At 63.8% G+C, this 17,655-nt stretch carries 15 protein-coding genes; 10 read left to right on the forward strand and 5 right to left on the reverse strand.

The annotated features are described in order from the left end of the window. Window positions 1-24: 24 nt before the first annotated feature. Entirely contained in the window at window positions 25-726 is a 702-nt protein-coding gene (locus tag B0G73_RS09810; RefSeq protein ID WP_106280187.1) for a VOC family protein, read from the reverse strand. Window positions 727-992: 266 nt separating this feature from the next. Here B0G73_RS09810 and B0G73_RS09815 point away from each other — a divergent pair, with 266 nt between their 5' ends. Both B0G73_RS09815 and htpG read left to right on the forward strand, forming a co-directional pair. After that, on the forward strand, window positions 993-2,450 hold the full coding sequence (locus B0G73_RS09815) for a PLP-dependent aminotransferase family protein (RefSeq protein WP_106280189.1): 1,458 nt from the start codon (window positions 993-995) through the stop codon (window positions 2,448-2,450). 148 nt (window positions 2,451-2,598) lie between these two features. Continuing rightward, window positions 2,599-4,497 (forward strand): molecular chaperone HtpG, encoded by a 1,899-nt coding sequence (gene htpG, locus B0G73_RS09820; RefSeq protein ID WP_106280191.1) that lies wholly within the window; start codon window positions 2,599-2,601, stop codon window positions 4,495-4,497. Window positions 4,498-4,651: 154 nt separating this feature from the next. On the opposite strand, the gene B0G73_RS09825 is transcribed toward htpG, so the two are convergent. Further along, on the reverse strand, window positions 4,652-4,933 hold the full coding sequence (locus B0G73_RS09825) for a hypothetical protein (protein ID WP_106280193.1): 282 nt from the start codon (window positions 4,931-4,933) through the stop codon (window positions 4,652-4,654). A 259-nt stretch (window positions 4,934-5,192) separates the two neighbouring features. On the opposite strand from B0G73_RS09825, the gene B0G73_RS09830 reads away from it, so the two are divergent. Further along, entirely contained in the window at window positions 5,193-7,025 is a 1,833-nt protein-coding gene (locus B0G73_RS09830; protein ID WP_106280195.1) for a hypothetical protein, read from the forward strand. Between the two features lie 26 nt (window positions 7,026-7,051). Further along, complete coding sequence (locus tag B0G73_RS09835; RefSeq protein ID WP_106280197.1) at window positions 7,052-8,869, forward strand: tetratricopeptide repeat protein; 1,818 nt, start codon at window positions 7,052-7,054, stop codon at window positions 8,867-8,869. 61 nt (window positions 8,870-8,930) lie between these two features. On the opposite strand, the gene B0G73_RS09840 is transcribed toward B0G73_RS09835, so the two are convergent. Continuing rightward, entirely contained in the window at window positions 8,931-9,437 is a 507-nt protein-coding gene (locus B0G73_RS09840) for an OmpA family protein (RefSeq protein WP_106280199.1), read from the reverse strand. Between the two features lie 240 nt (window positions 9,438-9,677). Between B0G73_RS09840 and B0G73_RS09845 the strand changes: the two genes are divergently transcribed. The 6 genes from B0G73_RS09845 (at window position 9,678) to B0G73_RS09870 (ending at window position 15,265) form a co-directional block, all read left to right on the forward strand. Then, window positions 9,678-10,361 (forward strand): chorismate lyase, encoded by a 684-nt coding sequence (locus tag B0G73_RS09845; RefSeq protein WP_106280200.1) that lies wholly within the window; start codon window positions 9,678-9,680, stop codon window positions 10,359-10,361. Continuing rightward, window positions 10,361-10,834 (forward strand): DNA-deoxyinosine glycosylase, encoded by a 474-nt coding sequence (locus B0G73_RS09850; RefSeq protein ID WP_106280202.1) that lies wholly within the window; start codon window positions 10,361-10,363, stop codon window positions 10,832-10,834. Before B0G73_RS09845 ends, B0G73_RS09850 begins: the two co-directional genes overlap by 1 nt. Then, the gene (locus B0G73_RS09855) at window positions 10,831-11,772 is read left to right on the forward strand and encodes a spermidine synthase (RefSeq protein WP_106280204.1); all 942 of its coding nucleotides are present in this window, start codon (window positions 10,831-10,833) and stop codon (window positions 11,770-11,772) included. Before B0G73_RS09850 ends, B0G73_RS09855 begins: the two co-directional genes overlap by 4 nt. Window positions 11,773-12,201: 429 nt before the next feature. Further along, entirely contained in the window at window positions 12,202-12,441 is a 240-nt protein-coding gene (locus B0G73_RS09860) for a DUF3311 domain-containing protein (protein WP_106280205.1), read from the forward strand. Further along, entirely contained in the window at window positions 12,441-13,991 is a 1,551-nt protein-coding gene (gene mctP, locus B0G73_RS09865; RefSeq protein WP_106280207.1) for a monocarboxylate uptake permease MctP, read from the forward strand. The genes B0G73_RS09860 and mctP overlap by 1 nt, the downstream gene beginning before the upstream one ends. 149 nt (window positions 13,992-14,140) lie before the next feature. Further along, window positions 14,141-15,265, forward strand: coding sequence for an FUSC family protein (locus tag B0G73_RS09870; RefSeq protein ID WP_181196523.1), 1,125 nt, complete (start codon window positions 14,141-14,143; stop codon window positions 15,263-15,265). A 112-nt stretch (window positions 15,266-15,377) separates the two neighbouring features. Here B0G73_RS09870 and B0G73_RS09875 read toward each other — a convergent pair whose 3' ends face one another. Then, a complete protein-coding gene (locus B0G73_RS09875) occupies window positions 15,378-15,791 on the reverse strand; it encodes a VOC family protein (protein ID WP_106280209.1) in 414 nt (137 codons plus the stop codon). Window positions 15,792-16,276: 485 nt separating this feature from the next. After that, a complete protein-coding gene (gene tal / locus B0G73_RS09885) occupies window positions 16,277-17,230 on the reverse strand; it encodes a transaldolase (protein ID WP_106280210.1) in 954 nt (317 codons plus the stop codon). Window positions 17,231-17,655: the final 425 nt, after the last annotated feature.

Raw genomic sequence — 17,655 nt, forward strand, 5'->3', positions numbered from 1 at the left:
GAGTCGGCGACCCGCGCGCGCTGCTTATTTAAGGGTCCGTAGACCGTCGGGCGTTTCAAATTCGGCGATGAGCGCCGGCGCGCCTTCCGTGGGCTGCAAGGCGATCAGATGCGTCGCGCCGAGCCAGCGCAGTTGCTCCGCCACCGTGTCGGCTTGCGGATGCAGGCCTTTCAAGGCTTGCAGCGAAATCCCGGTTTCCGGCAAGGACGTCGACGGATGCTTCGTCGTGTCCCACTGAATCAGCGAGGGCAGTACGCCGTCGCCGATGCCTTGCCAGGCGGGAAACGCGCCGTCGTCCGGCACGGTGAGGCCCCACGTGAAATCGCCGCGCGTCAGCGGCACGACGGGGGGAATGCGCTGCGGATACTGCGCTTGCCACGTCGGCAGGTGTTTCGGCCGCTCCACCCGGGCCACCCAATGCGACAGATACGGCCCGTTTTCGAGCCGCGCGTGTGTTGCCGGGTCGTCGAGCGCGAACAGTCGAGGGCGCGGCGCGTTGCCGTCGGCGGGCGCATTGTCCTGGGACACGGCTTGCGGATCGATCGCGATCACTTCCAGATACACGCCGCCCCACAGGTTCAGCAGGCGGTTATGCGTGCGCATCAGCGGATGCGCGCCGCCGCCGGACGGGGCGACGCCGAGCGTATCGGCGACGTACTGCGTGCCTTCGTCGAGGGTGCGGGCGGAAACGACGAGGTGATCGAGGCGGAGCGGATGAGCAGTCATGACGGAGCGGGGAAACGGTTTTCTGCGGTAAACCGGGGCGGGCCGGGTGTCGCGGCAACGCTGCCGGGGCCGTTAGCATAACCGTTTGCCGGATCGGCGGGCCATGCGGATGGTGTTTGGCAGGGATTTGCCCGAGAGCGTAGGCGGCGTCGTGAAACCCGCTGTGCCGCCATCCCATCCTTTAACTTGTCTCAAATGTAGCGACGCCGACCGGCACAGTAACGGTACAATCAATTCGATACTGTTCGGTACAGTTGGAGCCCGCCATGTCCGTCCCGCTTGCCCAGATTCCCACCCCTCACGACACCGCCTCGCTCACGCTGGTCGAGCAACTCGTCCAGTGGGCGCGCCGCCGCATCGAGGAGCGCGTGTTCCGCCCCGGCATGCGCATGCCGTCGATCCGCAAGCTGGCGCTCGACAAGGGCGTGTCGCGCTTCACCGTGGTCGAGGCGTACGAACGGCTCGTGGCGCAGGGTTTTCTGGAGTCGCGGCGCGGCTCCGGGTTTTACGTGCGCGAGCGGCTGGGCGGCGCGGCCAGCGCTACCGCCGAGATTCATCCGCACGCCGCGGCGCCGGCGCCGGCCACGATCGACGTAGTCTGGCTGCTGCGCAACATGCTGCACACCGGCGCGCGGCCCGAGCGCAGTCCTGGGCTGGGTTATCTGCCGGCGCGCTGGCTCGACGGCGACCTGATCACCAACGCGCTGCGCACGCTCGGCCGGCAGAGCGGCGCGCAGATGCTCGGCATCGGCACGCCGCAGGGTTTTCTGCCGCTGCGCCAGCAATTGCAGACGCGGCTCGAGGAACTGGAGATCGGTGCGTCGCCGGATCAGATCGTGATGGTGTCCGGCATCACGCAGGCTATCGACCTGATCTCGCGCATTTACGTCAGGCCGGGCGATGCGGTGATCGTCGGCGATCCGGCGTGGTTTCAGATGTTCGGGCGTTTCGCGTCGCAGGGCGCGCGACTGGTGGGCATGCCATACACGCCGGACGGCCCGGATCTCGACGCGCTCGAGTCGCTGGTGCAAACCTGGCGGCCGAAAATGCTGGTGATCAATTCGGTACTGCAGAATCCGACCGGCACGTCGCTCACGGCGGCCCAGGCGTTCCGCATTCTGCGCCTTGCCGAAGCGTACGATTTCATCGTCGTCGAGGATGATATTTACGGCGATCTGTGTCCGCCGAGCTATCCGGGCACGCGCCTCGCGAGTCTCGACCAGTTGAAACGCGTGATCTATCTTGGCAGCTTTTCGAAGACGCTCGCGCCGAATCTGCGCGTCGGTTTCATTGCCTGCGCGCCAGAAGTGGCGACCGCGGTCAGCGACCAGAAAATGCTGGTCGGCATGACGAGCCCGGAACTGAACGAACGTGTGCTGTACAAGATTTTGACCGAAGGCCACTACCGGCGGCATGTCGAACGGCTGCGCGTACGGCTCGACGGTGTGCGCGAGAAGTCCGTGCGGATGCTGGAGAAGACCGGCCTGAAGCTGTTCCTCACGCCCATGGCCGGGATGTTTTTGTGGGCCGACACGGGCGTCGACGCCGACGCGCTGGCGGCCGCCGGTCACGAAGCCGGCTTTCTGCTGACGCCCGGCAGCCTGTTTTCCCCGCAACAGTCGTCGACTACCTGGATGCGCTTCAATATTTCCAACTGCGGTGATCCGGAACTGGCCACTTTTTTGTGCCGCTATCTCGACAGCGTGGCGCGCCGCGCCTCTTGAAACCGCGCCGGCTTGCCCCCAATTAGGCGGACAATCCGGCGGGCCGCGCATCCAGCGGCCGACGGCAGGCCGAGGTCTCCGGCGAACCGCAACGCACGGCGCCGCGCCCGACTTGAACCCCCATTCGCAACAGAGAGGAAGTCCGACCATGGCACAAGAAACCATGAGCTTTCAGGCAGAAGTGAAACAGCTTCTGCACCTGATGATCCATTCGCTGTACAGCAACAAGGAAATTTTCCTGCGCGAGCTGATTTCGAACGCCTCCGACGCGGCCGACAAGCTGCGCTTCGAAGCAATCGAAAACAGTGCGCTGTACGAAAACGATCCGAACCTGCGGATTCGCGTGTCGTACGACAAGGCCGCGCGCACCATCACGCTCGACGACAACGGCATCGGCATGAGCCGCGACGAAGCGATCGCCAACCTCGGCACGATCGCCCGCTCGGGGACCAAGGAATTCTTCGGCAAGCTCTCCGGCGACCAGCAGAAAGATGCGGCGCTGATCGGCCAGTTCGGCGTGGGCTTCTATTCGGGCTTCATCGTCGCGGACAAGATCACGGTCGAAACGCGCCGCGCCGGTTTGCCGGCCTCGGAAGGCGTGCGCTGGGAAAGCGCGGGCGAAGGCGATTTCGCGGTCGAGCAGATCGAGCGTGCTGCGCGTGGAACGACCATCACGCTGCATCTGCGTGCGGATGAAGACGACCTGCTGTCGTCGCATCGTCTGAAATCGATCATCCAGAAGTACTCCGACCACGTTGCGCTGCCGATCCTGATGCAGAAGGAAGAGTGGGACGCGGAAAAGAGCGAGATGGTCACGAAGGACGAGGACGAGACCGTCAATCAGGCCAGCGCGCTGTGGACGCGCTCGAAGAACGAGATCACCGACGAGCAGTACAAGCAGTTCTATCAGCACCTCTCGCACGACCATCAGGATCCGCTCACGTGGACGCATAACCGGGTGGAAGGCCGCAGCGAGTACACGCAACTGCTGTACGTGCCGACCCACGCGCCGTTCGACATGTTCAATCGCGATTATCGCGGCGGCCTGAAGCTGTACGTGAAGCGTGTGTTCATCATGGGCGACGCCGAGCAACTGCTGCCCGCGTATCTGCGCTTCGTAAAGGGCGTGGTCGATTCGGCGGATCTGCCGCTGAACGTGTCGCGCGAAATCCTGCAGGAAAGCCGCGACGTGAAGGCGATCCGCGAAGGCGTAACCAAGCGTTCGCTGTCCATGCTCGAAGAGCTGGCCAATTCGGATAACGAGGCCGACAAGGAAAAGTACGCCGGTTTCTGGAAGGAATTCGGCCAGGTGCTGAAGGAAGGCATTGGCGAAGACTTTGCCAACCGCGAGCGGATCGCGAAACTCGTGCGCTTTGCGTCGACGCATACCGAGACGCCGGAGCAGACCGTGTCGCTGGCCGACTACGTGGCGCGCATGAAGCCCGAGCAGACCAAGATCTACTATGTGACCGCCGACACCTGGCAGGCCGCGACCCACAGCCCGCACCTCGAAGTGTTCCGCAAGAAGGGCGTGGAAGTGCTGCTGCTGACCGATCGTGTGGACGAGTGGATTCTCTCGTTCCTGAACGAATTCGAAGGTAAGCCGCTGCAAAGCGTGGCGCGCGGCGATCTCGATCTGGGCGCGTTGAACGACGAAGAAAAGCAGGCGCAGGAAAAGGTCGGCGAAGAGTTCAAGCCGCTCGTCGAGAAGATGAAGGAAGCGCTGAAGGACAAGGCCAAGGACGTGCGTCTCACGTTCCGCCTGACCGATTCACCGTCCTGCCTCGTTGCCGACGACGGTGAAATGAGCGGCTATCTGCAGCGCATGCTCAAGGCCGCGGGCCAGACGGCGCCGTCGTTCCATCCGATTCTCGAAGTGAATCCGGAGCACGCGCTGGTGAAGGGCCTGCACGCGGACAGCGCGAACTTCGACGACTGGTGCCATCTGCTGTTCGATCAGGCATTGCTCGCCGAAGGTGGCGCGCTGGACGATCCGGCGAGCTTCGTGAAGCGCACCAATGCGCTGCTGCTGGCGCGCGCGAATTGAGCGTGGGTCGAGTTTGATGCCACGGCGTCACACTGACGCTCAAGGTTGAAAAATGCGCTGCTTCGGCAGCGCATTTTTTTTGCCCACGGCGTGTGATGGGACGTGACTTAGCGAAGTGCGCTTTGCTCCGCCTCGTCCGCTTCAGGGCGAACCTTCAACGCGCCAGCGCCGGCCCCTCCAGATGACGTACCTGCGAGAGCACGCTACCGGCCAATTCCTTGGCCTCGTGACATGAAGTGTGATCGGCCAATACTTTCGCAGCGAGACTGCCGATAGCCCTGCTGGTCTGTTTCGACGTGTGATGTTGGGCCAGCGCTGAGCCCGCCAGTTCCTTCTCCAGTTGCGCGACGCCCGCGCGCCGTAAAACGACCGCAGCGAGATGAGCAATGCTGTCGGATGTTTCCTTTGATTTTCCAGTACTCAAAGCTTGCTCCATGTTGTAGTTGATCGATCGGATCGACTAACGGCGGCTACTCATAGTCGACTTGAATTAATTATGGTTAACTAACTAAACACAATCAACGGAATTAAATCGAGATTGGTTTATGAGATGTAAAAGCGCGGTTTTGTCTTATGCTCGCGCGATTTTCATTCGGAGACTTGAAGGGTTATTTCCAGTCTTTAAGCATTGAAAGCACCAAGTCCTATTTTTGTGATTACGCCTTCGCATGCCAACCACAACACACTGAAATCCCATGTCCGATTCCGCTCTGGCAGTCCCTCTCGATTCCGTTCATCTCCTGTGGTCTATCCTGCGCGAGCAAGGTTTCGATGCCGCCGCGCGGCACGCAGTCGAAATGGCCGTGGCAGGCGCGACGGCGCAGTTGCACGCCGACCTGTGCGCGAGCGCCGGGCGTTTCGAAGAGGCGTATCACAGCGCGTCGCAGGCGCAGGCGTGCGCTAACGGAGCGCGCCATGGGCGGGTCGCGTTGTTCGCCGACGCGCTCGGCTATGCCGCCGCCGCGCAGCGAAACAGCGAGCGGGCGGTGGCCGCGCAGCCGGTCGAGACGACGATCGAGTGGGTCGCCTGGCTGATGTCCACGTGCGGCGCGCACTCGGCGGCCGCGCGAATCTTGCGTGCCTATGAGCGTCGCGCACCGCACGACGCGCGCGCGCCGTGGTGGTTGTCGATCGCGTTGGCGGCGCTGCCGGAGACGAGCGCGCGGGACGAGCGTCGTGCGGCGTTGTTGCGGGCGTATGCGCTCGACCACGCGATCGATCCGGCGTTGCCCTTGCAACTCGTGCTGGCGTTGCGCGAGATTCGCGATTGGCCGATGGTCGAGCGTATCTGCCGCGAGTGTCTTGCGCGCAATCCCGCCGATGCGGAGATGGCGTGGCAGCTCAGTCACGCGCAATGGCAGTGCAACGACGCTGCGGCAGCGGAGACCACCATGCGCGCCGTGGACGCCGTCGCGCCCGGCAACGCGGACGTGCTGGCGGCCATCGGCATGTATCTGAACGAGCAGGCGCGCTATGAGGACAGCGAGGCGGCGCTGCGCGCGGCGCTCGCAATCGATCCGTCAGCGGTGCAGGCAGCGGTCGATCTGGCGGACCTGGAACTGCGGCGCGGCGATTGGTCGAGCGCGTGGCCGCGTTTCGAGGCGCGTCTTGCGCGCGAAGACCGCGAACAGAACAATGTCGTCAGCGTCATGACGCGCTTGTGCCCGCGCTGGCATGGCGAAGCGCTCGCCGGCAAGACCCTGGTCGTGCACAGCGAGCAGGGCAACGGCGATGACATCCAGATGGTGCGCTTCGTCCCGCAACTGGCGGCACGCGTGCGTGACGAAGGCGGACGGCTGGTGCTGGCCGTGCGTCGCGCGCTTCAACCGCTGTTCGCGCGTTGCTACGCGAATTGCGTGTCGATCGAAGAAGGCCCGCTCGGCGCACCGGATTACGCATTGCCGCTCATGAGCCTGCCGCTCGTGCTCGGTCTCGAACCGGAGCAGGTTCGCGGCGCGCCCTACCTGCAGGCCGATACAACGAAGGCGGCGGCCTGGCGCGAACGGATCAGCGCGCACGCACCCGATGCGATGTGGCACGTCGGTCTCGTCTGGTCGGGCAGCCCGACGCATCGGCGCGACGCCATGCGGTCGATCCCGCTTGCGGCGCTGACGCCGCTGCTGGCGCTTCCGGATGTCGTCTTCCATCCGCTCACGCCCGGACGTCACGCCGATGTGACGGCGCTCGCCGCGCAGGGACATCGCCTGTGCGATCTGACCGGCGATTACATAGACGGCTTCGACGACGTGGCGGCGCATCTCACCGCGCTGGACGCGCTGGTGACGATCGACAGCGCGCCGTTGCATCTCGGCGGCGCATTAGGGCATCGCGTGCTGGCGATGCTCGATCACGTCTCGCACTGGTCGTGGGGCAACGACGAAGCGCAGCCCTGGTATGACTCGGTCGAGCTATTCCGGCAGCCGCAGCCTGCGCAATGGGCGCCGGTGGTCGAGCGGGCCGCCGCGCGTCTGAAGACGATGATGGCGGCGAACCGGACGGCCCGAGCAGCGCAATCCACGCCAGCTTGAGTCACTCACGCAACTGATCCACATCGATGCACGAACCCGATTTCTCTCTCCCCACCAGCGTCTCCCACGATATCGGTGCAATCACCGCGCACGCCGACGCCTGCTTCGCGGCAGGGCGTCATGACATGGCGATTGTCGACTACGAACGCGTTCTCGCGACGCAGCCGCACAATGTGCACGCGCTCCATCGCCTTGGCCTCGCCTTGTTTCGCGTCGATCGGCTCGACCGCTCGCGCCTGCATTTCGATCAGGCATTGAACGTCGCACCTGAGCGCGCGGACATCTGGGAGCATCGCGGCTTGATCGCCGCGCTGGGCGGCGAGTTGATCGCGGCCGAAGCGTTCTACCATCGCGCTGTGGCTTTGAGTGGCGGCACCGCGAGCCTGCATCGCAATCTGGGCGATTGCCTGAAGCTTTCGAAGCGTCTCGTCGAAGCACGCGGACATTACCTCGAAGCGCTCGAATTCGAGCCAGGCTTACATCATGCCGTTCGCTCGCTCGCGCGGATCAGTACCGAGCTCGAACGCTATCAGGACGCAGCGGACTACTGGCTGCGTGCGTGGTCGCTCGAGTCGACGCATCTGCCGGACGCGCTTGAATTGATCGCGGCGTTGTCGAAAGCGCAGCGCGGCGCGGAGATCGACAGCGTGCTCGCCGACCTGCGCATTCGCTTCGCCTCAGATGCGTCCGCGTTGCGACAGTTGGCCTTTGCGTTGAACGAGGCAGAGCGTTTCAGGGACGCGATTAGCGTCGCCATTGCAGCGCTCGCCGTCGATCCTCTCAATGGCTGGCTGCATCACAACGCGTCGTTTGCGTTCAACATGCTGGGCGACTTCCCGGCCATGCATGCGCATGCCGTCGAAGCCGCGCGGCGGATGCCCGATCATCCGCTGATGCAATTCAACCTCGCAGCCGCGCAACTGCGCGCCGGCGACTACGAAAAGGGCTGGAAGCAATATCGATGGCATGAAGCCCTGCCGGAAAATCACGATCTGGTTCGCCCCGCTTACCCAGAATGGCAAGGCGAGCGGGTAACGGGCCGCCGTTTTCTGCTGGTCGGCGAGCAGGGGCTGGGCGATCAACTGCAGTTCTTGCGTATGGCCGACTGGTTGCATCGGCGCGGCGCACAGGTCGACGTCTGGGTCGAGGCTCCGCTCGGCGAAGTGGCGCGAAGCGCGGCCGGCGTGCGTGCCGTGTGGACGAGCGCGCCGCCCGGTCCGTACGACTACTGGTGCCGCATGCTGAGCATGCCGGAGTCCATGAAGCTGGAGCTGCCGATGTTGCCGCTCGCGACGTCTTATCTGCGAGCGGAACCGGCGCAGGTGCAACGCTGGCGGACCAGGCTCGACGCAATCGGTGCAGCCGATGCGCGCGATCCACCTGGAAAACGCGTCGGCATTGTCTGGGCCGGCAATCCGGCGTACGAGCTCGACCGTTATCGGTCGATTCCGTTGCGCCAGTGGCTGCCGGTTTTGCAGCAGACCGGCGTGCAATGGTTCGCGCTGCAAAAGGGCGAGACGCAGAACGACGTCGTGGCGTCGCGTGCGGATAGCAGCGTGCACAGACTCGGGCCGGAAATCGGCACGTTTGCCGACACGCTGGCGATCGTGCAGTCGCTCGATCTGCTGATTACGGTGGACACGGCGGTTGCTCATCTGGCCGGCGCCTGCGGTACGCCCGTCTGGGTGCTGGTGCCCACGTTCACCGACTGGCGGTGGCTGACGGCGCGCGACGATAGTCCGTGGTATCCGTCCGCGCGACTGTTCAGGCAACGCGAGTTGGGGCGTTGGGATACGGTGCTCGACGAGGTGGCGCAAGCATTGCGCGATTTTGTCGCTGACTGAAAACCGGGCGGTCTGACAGCGCCCGGTTTTTCAGTTGAAGATGGCCGCGAAATAGCTTCGCTTACTTCTTGCCCATCAAGGTATCCATCGTCTCGCCACGCACGACGATCTCGGTACGGCGGTTCAGCGCGCGGCCTTCGGGCGTATCGTTGGCCGCTACCGGGTTGTTGTACGCGTTGCCCTTCGTGCGAATGCGGTCCATCGCAATGCCGCGCGCCACGAGCGCATAACCTACCGCGGTCGCGCGCGCTTCGGACAGTTGCTGGTTGTACTCGAGTGTGCCGACATTGTCGGTGTAGCCCTCGACCACAATCGGTTTCTTGCTGCGCTTGAGCAGCACGGCCGAACGATCGACGACTGCGGCCGCGTCGCCGCGCACGTCGGATTTGTTGAAATCGAACAGGGCGGTTTCGGGCAGCTTGACCGCGACACCGCCGGCGACCGGCGCCACCTCGATACCAACAGCCTTGTTCAACGACGTCTCCGTGTCGCGGTTCAGTTGCGCCGCGCAGCCTGTCACCAGCAGGACCGAGATCGCGCATGCGGTAGTGCTCAGAATGTTCTTCATCTTCGTGTCTTTTCCTTGGTTGTGCGTTCGTGTGGCGCGCCGTTCGATTGCGGGCGGCCGGCTTTGCAAAGCACGGAGGTTTTATCGCGCGACGCGAGTCGGGGAGAATCGGAACTATCTGAAATCGACACGCCGGTGAGAGCGCTTCGCTACCTCTGTCGTAATCGATGAAATCTGCTGAAGGGCAAGGCCTGGGCGTTGGCGAATGGTCCGACAGCCGCGCCGTTATAATCCGACACCATGTCCATCCGTTTCGATGCCGCCGACGCCCACTGGCGCGTCGCGCCCTTACCCGGCTTCAGCGCCGCCCAGAAAGACTGGCTGACCCGTGGCGGTTCACTGACCGCGCATCTGCGTGCGCTCGGTGCCGTCGCGGTACGCGTCACGCACGAAGGCGTCGCGCTGCCGTGGGCCGACGAGCGTGCGGCGCTCGGCCTCGTGTCGCGTGCGCCGGTCTGGGTTCGGGAAGTCGCGCTGTCGGTCGACGGCATACCGTTTGTCGCCGCGCATAGCGTCGCGCCGCTCGCCGCGAGCGCCGGTGTCTGGCAGGCCATGCGGCGTCTGCGCACGCGGCCGCTGGCTGAGTTGCTGTATAGCGATAGCAGCGTGGCGCGTTCGTCGCTGGTGAGCCGCAGGTTGACCGCGCGGCATCCGCTTTATGGTCTGGCCGCGCGTGAAATTGAAGGGTTGCCGCCGCACGCGTTGGTCGCGCGCCGCTCGGTATTCGAGCGCCATGGCGCGCCGTTGATGGTCACCGAATGCATGTTGCCCGCGTTATGGACGCATCTGGCAACCTTGTCCGGCGCGAGCCGGTCGGACGAGCGGCTCGCGCATCCGCGGGTGCGCGAACACGGCCGTCCGCTCGAGCACACCGCATCGCGCGCGCATCCCGCGATGCGCGCGTCCGACGAAGGGAGCCGCTGATGCTGCGCGGTTTTCCTCCGGTCGCCGCAGCGGATACGCATACGCTGATTCTCGGCAGTTTTCCCGGCGAGGCGTCGCTCGCCGCGACACAGTACTACGCGCATCCTCGTAACCAGTTCTGGCGCCTGCTCGGCGCCGTGCTCGACGAACCGCTCGCCGAACTCACTTACGAGGAGCGTTTGCGCCGCCTGCTCGCGCACGGCATCGGCGTGTGGGACGTGCTGGCCGCCTGCACGCGCGAAGGCAGCCTCGATGCCGCGATTCGCAACGCCAGTCCGAATGATTTCGCTTCGTTGCGCGCGCACGCGCCGAAGCTCGCCAAAGTCTGCTTCAACGGCAAGACGGCGGGCCGCTTTGCGCCGGTGATCGGCGCGGCGGGCTATGCCACCCTCGTATTGCCTTCGTCGAGTCCGGCGAATGCTATGCTCTCGTTCGACCAGAAATTGCGTCTTTGGCGCGACATCCTTACATGACGAAATTGATCAGGCGCGCTTCCGCTGAAGCGCGTGCCTTCCGCAACCGCGACGCTGACGCCGCCGGTGGGAAACAGAAACTGCAGAAATCGCAGAAATCGCAGAACGCCGCGCGCAACAAAACGCGCGTTTCGCACGACGACGATCTGCACGACGCGCCGCAAATCGAAGCGCCGCGCAAGCCGCGCTTCGCGCCAGTGACGTTCTCCGAAGAGGGCGGCGTGCGCTTTCTGCATTTCGGCACGGAGTGGGTGCAAGGCGCGATGCGTCTGCGTAAGCCGGATCACATCGAACTGGAATACGCGCAGCAGATGATGGCCTGGCTGCTGTTTATCGAAACGCCCAAGTGCATCGTCCAGCTCGGTCTGGGCGCCGCGGCGCTGACCAAGTTCGCGCATCGCTTCCTGAAACGCGCGAAGGTCGAGGCGGTGGAAGTGAACCCGGCGGTCGTCGTGGCCGCGCGCACGATGTTCGAGCTGCCGCACGACGACGCCCGTCTGACCGTGCACGAAGCCGACGCATGGGATTTCGTCAACGATCGCGCCAACCACGGCACGATCGGCGCGTTGCAGATCGACGTCTATGACGCGACGGCGCGCGGTCCGGTGCTCGACAGCGTCGGCTTCTATCGCGCGGTGCGTGCGTGCCTGACCGACGCGGGCGTGATGACGGTGAACCTGTTCGGCGATCACCCGAGCTTCGTGCGCAACATGAAGCGTCTGAACGAAGCCTTCGACGGCCGCGTGGTCGCGCTGCCGGAAGTGCACGACGGCAACCGCATCGCGATCGCGTTTTCGGGCCCGGCGCTCGAGGTGCCGTTCGCGGCGCTGCAGGCGCGCGCCAAGCTGATCGAAGCGGAACTTGGTCTGCCTGCGCGCAAATGGATCAAGGGCCTGCAGGAATCGACCGGGCAAAACGGCGCCGCGTTCTCGATCTGATTGCAACGACCCATGCGGTCGGGCCGCGCAAGCCGGCCCGATCCCAAGCAGTGCACGGACCAAGTGTCGCAGGTGGCGCGCCGTGCGCCGCGCGCCGTTGCGCCCACGCGACGTTCACGGCTCTCATCCATCGCGCATTGAACAGCCGGCCCTCTTCCTCGCGATGCGGGCCGGCCTGCCAGACCCAAGCGGCACGGCCTGATGCGCCTCGCCGCAGCGCTTTCACTCCTCTTGCTGGAACACCTCCACGCCGACCTCGAAAGCGCGAGCGTGCTGGGGTCGCCCCTGCTTGACCGCGCTCTCGCCGCTCCTATACTCTTTCGAAGCTTTCGGGGCGCCCGTGGGCATTCGCGGGGCCACCCCTCGCAGCGGGATCCACCACCCGTCAAACACGGGCCAACATTTCAATAATAGGGAAGAGGAGACGTCATGGCTCACGACGCCGACGCGAACAAAGCCAGCAAGCACTGGCTCTGGTTGCTGCTGTTGCCCTGGATCGCGATGATCTGGGTGCCGTCATATAACAAGGTCGAACCGGTGCTGTTCGATTTCCCGTTCTTCTACTGGTATCAGCTCCTGTGGGTGCTGATCAGCGCAATCATCACGGCGCTCGTGTACTTCAAGACCAAGACGCGCTCCAGCGGCCGTCCGCAGGGGGGCGCACGATAATGAACGCCATTGCAACTTTCGTCTTCGTTCTGTTTTTCATCGGCGTCACGATTCTCGGCTTTATCGCGGCCCACTGGCGGCGCGGCGATCTGGCGCATCTGGAAGAGTGGGGCCTCGGTGGGCGGCGCTTCGGCACCATCGTTACGTGGTTCCTGCTGGGCGGCGACCTGTACACCGCGTACACCTTCATCGCCGTGCCGGCGCTGGTGTTCGGTGCGGGCGCAACGGGTTTCTTCGCGCTGCCTTACACGATCCTGATCTATCCGTTCGCGTTCGTGGTGTTCCCGAAACTGTGGAGCATCGCCAAACGTCAGGGCTATGTGACGTCGGCGGACTTCGTGTCGGCGCGTTATGGCAGCCGTATGCTCGCTCTGGCGATCGCCGTGACCGGCATCGTGGCGACCATGCCGTATATCGCGCTGCAACTGGTCGGTATCGAAGTGGTGATCGGCGCGCTCGGTTTCGACACCAAGGGCTTTGTCGGCGATTTGCCGCTGATCATCGCGTTCGCGATCCTGGCGGCGTACACGTACACCTCGGGTCTGCGCGCGCCGGCCATGATCGCGGTGGTCAAGGACGTGCTGATCTACGTCACGATCTTCGCCGCGATCATCGTGATTCCGCCGCAACTGGGCGGCTTCGGTCACATCTTCAGCGTGGTGCCGCCAGCCAAGCTGCTGCTGAAGGCGCCGGACGTCTCGAGCCTGAACGGCTACAGTGCGTACGCGACGCTCGCGGTGGGTTCGGCGCTCGCGCTGTTCCTGTACCCGCACTCGATCACGGCGGTGCTGTCGTCGAAGTCGGGTAACACGATCCGCCGCAATATGGCGATGTTGCCGGCTTACTCGCTGGTGCTCGGCCTGCTCGCGCTGCTCGGCTTCATGGCGTTGGCTTCGGGCGTGAAGGACATGCCTGAGTTCGCGCCTTACTTCAAGGCGTTCGGTCCGAACTTCGCGGTGCCGGCGCTGTTCCTGCATTACTTCCCGTCGTGGTTCGTGGGCGTGGCGTTCGCGGCGATCGGCATCGGCGCGCTGGTGCCGGCGGCGATCATGTCGATTGCGGCGGCGAACCTGTACACGCGCAACATCCACAAGGAGTTCGTCAACCGTAACATGACGCATGAGCAGGAAACCAATGTCGCGAAGCTGGTCTCGCTGATCGTCAAGGTCGGCGCGGTGGCGTTCATTCTTGGCCTGCCGCTCACGTACGCGATCCAGTTGCAATTGCTCGGCGGTATCTGGATCATCCAGACGCTGCCGGCCATCGTGCTCGGTCTGTACACGCGCGTGCTCGACTATCGCGGCCTGCTGGCGGGCTGGGCGGTCGGTATCGCAACCGGCACGTGGATGGCGATTTCGCTGAAGCTGGCCGGCTCGATCTTCACGATCCACCTGTTCGGCATGGCGATTCCCGGCTACGCCGCGGTGTGGTCGCTGATCGTGAATCTGGTGGTGGCGGTGGTGGTGAGCCTGCTTGTGCGCGCGGTCGGCATGCAGCGCGCCGAAGACCGTACCCGTCCGGAAGACTATCTGGACGTGGTCGAAAGCTGATCAAGGCATGCTTCATGTCGTGCCGCACTACGCGGGCGGCAGCCTGAAAACAGCAACGCCCGCACACGAAAGTGTGCGGGCGTTTGTCTTGATGAGGCACTCCAGGGCAGGATAGCGGAACCGTCCTTCACCGTATCGAGCGCGCCGCCATGGCTTCTGCCGGTTCCCACACTGTGATTCCACGCCGCTCGGCGCTCAGCCGGATGGTTCGCGCGGTTACGTCACCTTACTACCGCTATCGCCACGCCAAGGTGCTGCACAGCCTGCGTGTCGGGCTGGCCATGCTGGTGTCGATTCTGGCGACCACCGGCATCGACATTCCGCACGGCATCTGGTCGTCGGTCACTTTGCTGGTGGTGATCGGCGGCTTGCAGCATCACGGCAACATCCGCAAGAAGGCGGCGGAGCGGGCGGCGGGCACGCTGCTCGGGGCGTCGATCGGGCTCGCACTGATCGTGTTGCAGAACCTGACCGACTCGCCGCCGCTCACTTACGTGCTGATGTCGATCGCCGCGGGCATCTGCGCGTGGTTCGCGATCGGCTCGTCGGGCTATATCGGGCTGTTGACGGCGATCACGATGTGCATCGTCGCGGGCCACGGTGACAACCAGATCGACGTCGGCCTGTGGCGCACGGCGAACGTGCTGATCGGCATTGTGATCGCGCTGGCGTTTTCGTTTGCGCTGCCGCTGCATGCCACCTATTCGTGGCGCTATGGGCTCGCGACCAATCTGCGCGAATGCGCGCGCATCTACACGCGGCTGCTGGAGGGCGAGACCATCAGCGAGGAAGAGCAGGTCAAGCGCTTTCTGGCGATCAACAAGCGGCTCGTGCAATTGCGTTCGCTGATGCCTTCGGTGGCGAAGGAAATCGAGGTGCCGCAGTCGAAGCTCGAAGAGATTCAGCGGCTGCACCGCTCGGTGCTCAGTTCGCTGGAGTTGCTCGCCACTGGTCCGCTGATGCACGCCGACGCCACGGCGCGCGCCGCGTACGCCGAGCAATGCGGCGTCGAGGTGCGCACCGTGCGCGCGATTTTGCTGGCGATGGCGCGTGGCCTGCGCTTTGGCCGGGCGACGCACTTCGGCATTCCGTCCGCGTCGGCGCTCGCGCAGACGCACGGCGACGCGGCGCTGAGGCTGCCGCCCGAATTTCAGGGGCCGTACTGGCTTGGACAACGGCTTGCCGAACAGGTGGACCGCCTGCGCGAGCGGTTGCTGGAAACCGAGCCGAACTGGAACATCGAACGCCGTGCGCGGCCCTTACTGAAGATTTGAGCCGGTCGGCGCCCACTCCCAGGGGCGCCGTGGTCGCCTGACCGGACCGAGCGCGGCAACCGCGGCAATCACCGCGAGCGCGCGCGCTCATTGTCGTGCACAGCGCCGTGGTTCAACCTTCCGGCACTGTCACCATCCACATGAGACCGAAGCGGTCGACCACCATCCCGAAGCCTTTGCTCCAGAAGGTTGGCTGAAACGGGAATGTCACCTGGCCGCCGTCGGCAAGCGCGTTGAAGAACTGTTCGGCGGACTTGGCGTCGTCGGCGGTCAGCGAGAGGCTGAAGCCATTCATGGTGGCGGCGGGATCGCAATGACCGTCGGAGGCCATCCAGTCCGTCGAGCCCATGCGCACATTGGCGTGCATGATCTTTTCTTCGAGACCTGGGCGCGGCTGGTTTTGAGGATCGGGCGGCGCGTCCTTGTAGCGCATTTTGAGGGTCACCTGAGCGCCGAGCTTCGCGCAGTAGTAGTCGAGCGCTTCCTCGCACCGTCCATTAAAAAATACGTAAGGCTGAACCACCATGATCGTCTCCCAAGGGTAAGCGACTATCTCCCGACAAAGAACAACGGAAGGGCCAATGGATATATGAAGTACCGCGACGGCGCGCGCAGCGCCGCCGGAAGAATGAGCGCCTTGTCACTGACGCGGAGTGTGCGAGGACACAGATTCCAGATGCGCCACTACCGCAACTGCGCGAGGGGCCCGCTTATGAGCTGGCGGTGTGAAGCGGCTTTCTTTGCCTACTTTCTTTGCCGCGGCAAAGAAAGTAGGTGCCGCCCCGCACAGGGGCGACGCTAATAGACCACCATAAAGCGCCCATGCAGAGGATTCTAGACGCCGACGAACGCCCAATTGTGACTAAATGTCGTAACCCCAGCGGCGCCCCCACCGCGCATCAAATGCAACAGCAAACCGACGCCGCAGGCGAGTAAACGACACACGGCCCTGAACCGCAAAGTCCAGGGCCGCGTACACGCAGCGCCGACAAAAACCAGCGCAACCGAACCTTACCGCAATGCTTCGATCAACTTCTCCAACTTAACCGCATCAGCGGCAAACGCCCGAATCCCTTCCGCGAGCTTCTCAGTCGCCATAGCCTCATCATTGACGAGAAACCGGAACGACGCTTCATCAACCGGCACGCGTTCGATATCCGCATCTTTAGCGCTATCCGGCGACAGCTTCCGCTCCACCTTTTCCGTGCTCTCATGCAGCTTCTGCAACAAATCCGGACTGATAGTCAGCAGATCGCACCCCGCCAGCTCGAGAATCTGCCCCGGCGTGCGAAAACTCGCGCCCATCACCTCGGTCTTGTAGCCGAACTTCTTGTAGTACGCATAAATGCGGCGCACCGATTTAACGCCCGGATCATTGGCGCCGCCGTCTTTCGCTTCGTCCCACGCGCTGCCGGCGTTCTTCTTGTACCAGTCGTAAATCCGCCCGACGAACGGCGAGATCAACTGCGCGCCAGCCTCAGCACAGGCCGCCGCCTGAGCGAGCGAGAACAGCAGCGTCATGTTGCAGTGAATGCCTTCCTTCTGCAGCACTTCCGCCGCGCGGACACCTTCCCAAGTGGAAGCCAGCTTGATCAGCACGCGTTCGCGGCCGATACCGTGCTCCTTGTACAGCGAGATCAGTTCGCGGCCCTTGGCGATCGACGCTTCGGTGTCGAACGAGAGGCGCGCGTCCACTTCCGTCGATACGCGGCCCGGAATGATCTTGAGAATTTCGGTGCCGAAGGCGATCAGCAACTGGTCGATGATCGCGCCGACCGGTTTCGACGCGTGAGCCTTCACGGTCTTTTCGAGCAGCGGCTTGTAGTCGTCTTTCTGCACCGCTTTCAGAATCAGCGACGGATTGGTGGTCGCGTCCTGCGGCTTGTATTGGGCAAGCTGCTGGAAGTCGCCGGTATCGGCCACGACGGTGGTGTATTGCTTGAGTTGATCGAGTGCGGTTGTCATGTTCGAGCCTTCAAGGCGCGTGCGCGCCGTGGTTCAGGAGAAATGAGGTTGCCACCGGTCTGAAACGCAAACCAGTTCCGGCGGCCGCGGGTCACGCTGCAGCGCTGCCCGTCATCGTGCCGGGAAATTTTGACGGAAAGCACTGCCGGATGCTTCTATTCTATGGCGGATCGGCTAATGCAGTATTGACACTTGCCCATGGCGATCCGTTCACATCGATTTCACGCGGCATTTTCCGCCCATCGATCCAGCGCTGACCGATTCTGCCGAGCGGATTTTACCGACTGATTATTGCCACTCGATTTTGCCGGCAGCAGGCAACAGGCGGCCGGAGGCCGAGCCGTTGTCTCGCGCAGCGGGCGCATCAAGCGCGCAGGGCGTTCAGCACCCGCTCCGCAGCAGCGCGGCTGTCGCCCGCCGCCGGA

The organism is Paraburkholderia sp. BL25I1N1 (genome assembly GCF_003002025.1).
GTDB lineage: Bacteria > Pseudomonadota > Gammaproteobacteria > Burkholderiales > Burkholderiaceae > Paraburkholderia.